The 2,810-nt window shown below is 35.4% G+C and carries 3 protein-coding genes; all 3 read left to right on the top strand.

The features are described 5' to 3' along the window. Positions 1-156 precede the first annotated feature (156 nt). Positions 157-1,125, top strand: coding sequence for a glycosyltransferase family 2 protein (locus AC4MRQ_RS25570; RefSeq protein ID WP_491200567.1), 969 nt, complete (start codon positions 157-159; stop codon positions 1,123-1,125). Further along, on the top strand, positions 1,118-2,125 hold the full coding sequence (locus AC4MRQ_RS25565; protein WP_491200566.1) for a polysaccharide deacetylase family protein: 1,008 nt from the start codon (positions 1,118-1,120) through the stop codon (positions 2,123-2,125). The genes AC4MRQ_RS25570 and AC4MRQ_RS25565 overlap by 8 nt, the downstream gene beginning before the upstream one ends. Beyond that, positions 2,126-2,810, top strand: a 685-nt coding sequence (locus AC4MRQ_RS25560; protein ID WP_491200565.1) for a polysaccharide deacetylase family protein, incomplete at its 3' end; no start/stop codon positions are given. It abuts the gene before it with no gap.

The following is a 2,810-nucleotide window of genomic DNA, read 5'->3' as shown; positions in this document are numbered from 1 at the left end:
ATTTTTTAACCCATATGCATCAACAAGTTGGAAGATGTGGTGGCATTATTACCGGCGCCATGCAGGGGTAAACCTGTTAATTGGTTTTCCAATACAAATCTTAAAGTTGTTTTATGCGTACTATCGCAAACGAAATGTATTGGAGGAGATAGGCTAATGATTTCTTTTATTGTCATAGGAAAAAACGAAGGACAATACCTACAGATGTCTTTAGAGAGCGTTCGCGAAGTATGTGAATCCATTGCGACTACAACAGAGATAATATATGTTGATTCAGCTTCCACAGATAACAGTGTTGAAATAGCATGCCAGTTTGATGATATATCTGTTTATGCCCTCACAGCAAATAATAATGCGGCAATAGCTCGTAATATTGGAGCAGAGTTAGCAAAGGGTGATATTTTGGTGTTTGTTGATGGGGATATGCAAATACAACCGGAATTAAAAGACGCTTTTTTTAACGAACGATCACAGTTGATACATCCATTTATTTCAGGGAACTGGGAAAACCAGTATTACGATGAACATGATCAGCCATTACACCGGGAAATCTATAAAAAAGTTGCATGCGAAACGGATGAATACCAATACACAACAGGTGGACTGTTTGCAATTACCAAGGCTTTGTGGAATGAAATAGGAGGGATGAATAATACTTTTGCGAAGGGACAGGATTTAGACTTGGGTTTCCGTTTATCAAAACATGGAGTTTTACTTTTGCGCCGAAAGCAGGTAGTAGCATTGCATCATACCATTCATTACATGGATAAAAACAGGATATGGAATGATTTTAATAATGGTTCCCTGGTATTGCCACGTGCGATTCTATACCGCAAACACTTAAATAACAAGTTTGTGATGAAACGCATGTTAAGCAGTGACCCAACCATGTTGTACCTTATTTTTTCCATATTAGCAACTGCATTCGGTTATTACGAAACTATATTGTTGTATCCCTTCATTGTTATTGGCGGTATTACCTATTCACATGGATGGCATGGAATTGGACAAGCCATTATTCGTACTTTTCATCAATTTTTCAGGGATGTTGTAAATATTGGAGCCTTTCTGTTTTATATTCCTCCAAAAAATAACAATATAAAATACGAGCGTATAGATGGGTAAGAAACTAATTATGCATATTGTCAGGTTCTTACCTTTTAATTGGCTGAGATCGTTAGCCCAAAGGCCGTTGATAGTCATTAATTATCATAGCATTCAAGGTATTGACCCCGATTCTGTCATCAATAAAAATACTTATCGGTCTAAAGCTGAGTTTGAAAAAGATATCAGGTTTTTGAAAGAGCACTTTGATATTATATCGCCCGAAGAGATTATTCAAACAAACGGAAATATTACAAATAATGGATTACCCAAGGTAGTTCTGACCTTCGATGATGGTTTAGCTATTAACTATCAGTTTTTTAGTAAGATTCTAAAAAAATATAATATTAAAGCCATTTTTTTTATAAATCCTGACTTTATTGATAATAGAGGTCTGCACTACAAACGCAAGGTGAACTACTTGCTTCGGAAAAATAATTCGGAATCAATCAATGTAGTTCGCTCTCAATGGGAGCAGTTGTTCAAAAGTGTTGGTATAACTCCATCGTTTGTGCCTGAAGATTTGTATCATATTACTTACAAGAAATCATTCATCATCGATCAATTGGCACATTTGTTTCAAATAGATTTTGAAAACGTTGCGCAAAAGCAAGCCATTTATTTAACATCAGAGCAAATTCAGGAGATGTTGGATGATGGATTTTACTTCGGTGGACACAGTATGGATCATCCAAATTACAATGAGTTGGAAGAGAATGAACAAGTACTACAGAGTATAGAAAGTATCGAATGGGTTGTTAAGCAATTTGAGCTCAAATATGCTCTATTTGCATTTCCAATGAATGATCAGAAAATAAGTAAAAGTGTCATTGAACAGATACATAGAGAAGTAGATGTGAGTTTTGGGATTAATGGAATGATGGATGATTTTACAATCCGGCACATACCCCGTATAACTATTGAGCAAACGGGCCAACCCATTAAAGTCTGTTTAAAATATGAGTACCTGAAATACATCTTTTTAAGAATGAAAAACGGAAAAAACTTTAGACGAAAGTAGATGGCCGCTTTGAAAACATATTATATGAAGCGCCTGGCGCAAATGATTGCTCCCAGCTTTGATGTGTTGCAAATCAATCACCTGTTGAAGCCTATTTATGCTGGTAAAGGTCATATTTTAATGTTACACCGTGTGTTGCCTGCTGATAGTAGGGCGCGTATTCATAATCACTTAAGCCTGGAGATTACACCTCGACATTTAGAGGAAATTCTAAAATACTTAAAGAAAGAGGGGTATGATTTTATTTCGATTGATGATGTACCTGACAGAATAAAGAGAAAAACAAAACGCCGGTTTATAGTAGTCACTTTTGATGATGGTTATAAAGATAATTTGTTACATGCGCTGCCGGTGTTTGAAAAGTATCAGGTGCCATTTACAGTATATGTTTGTAATGACTTTCCAGATAAAAAGGTGTTTCTGTGGTGGTATATATTGGAAGAACTTTTACTTAAAAAGGAAAAGTTAGTTATTCCAACAAACAAGCAAGTATATCAATTTGACACTTCAAGCTACCTAAAAAAAGAAAGTGCATTTAATAAAATCAGGAAGCTCAAAAATCAGGGTCTTATTTCTGATCAGGAATTAAATGAAGTGTTTGTGAAAGAGGATGTTGGGGTAATTTCTTTTCTCGAGGATAAGGTACTCTCATGGAAAGATATAGGTTTATTGGCTTTACATCCAT

Source organism: Carboxylicivirga sp. (assembly GCF_982718395.1).
The sequence above is the reverse complement of the archived record's forward strand: the minus strand, read 5'-3'. Positions and strand labels throughout refer to the sequence as shown.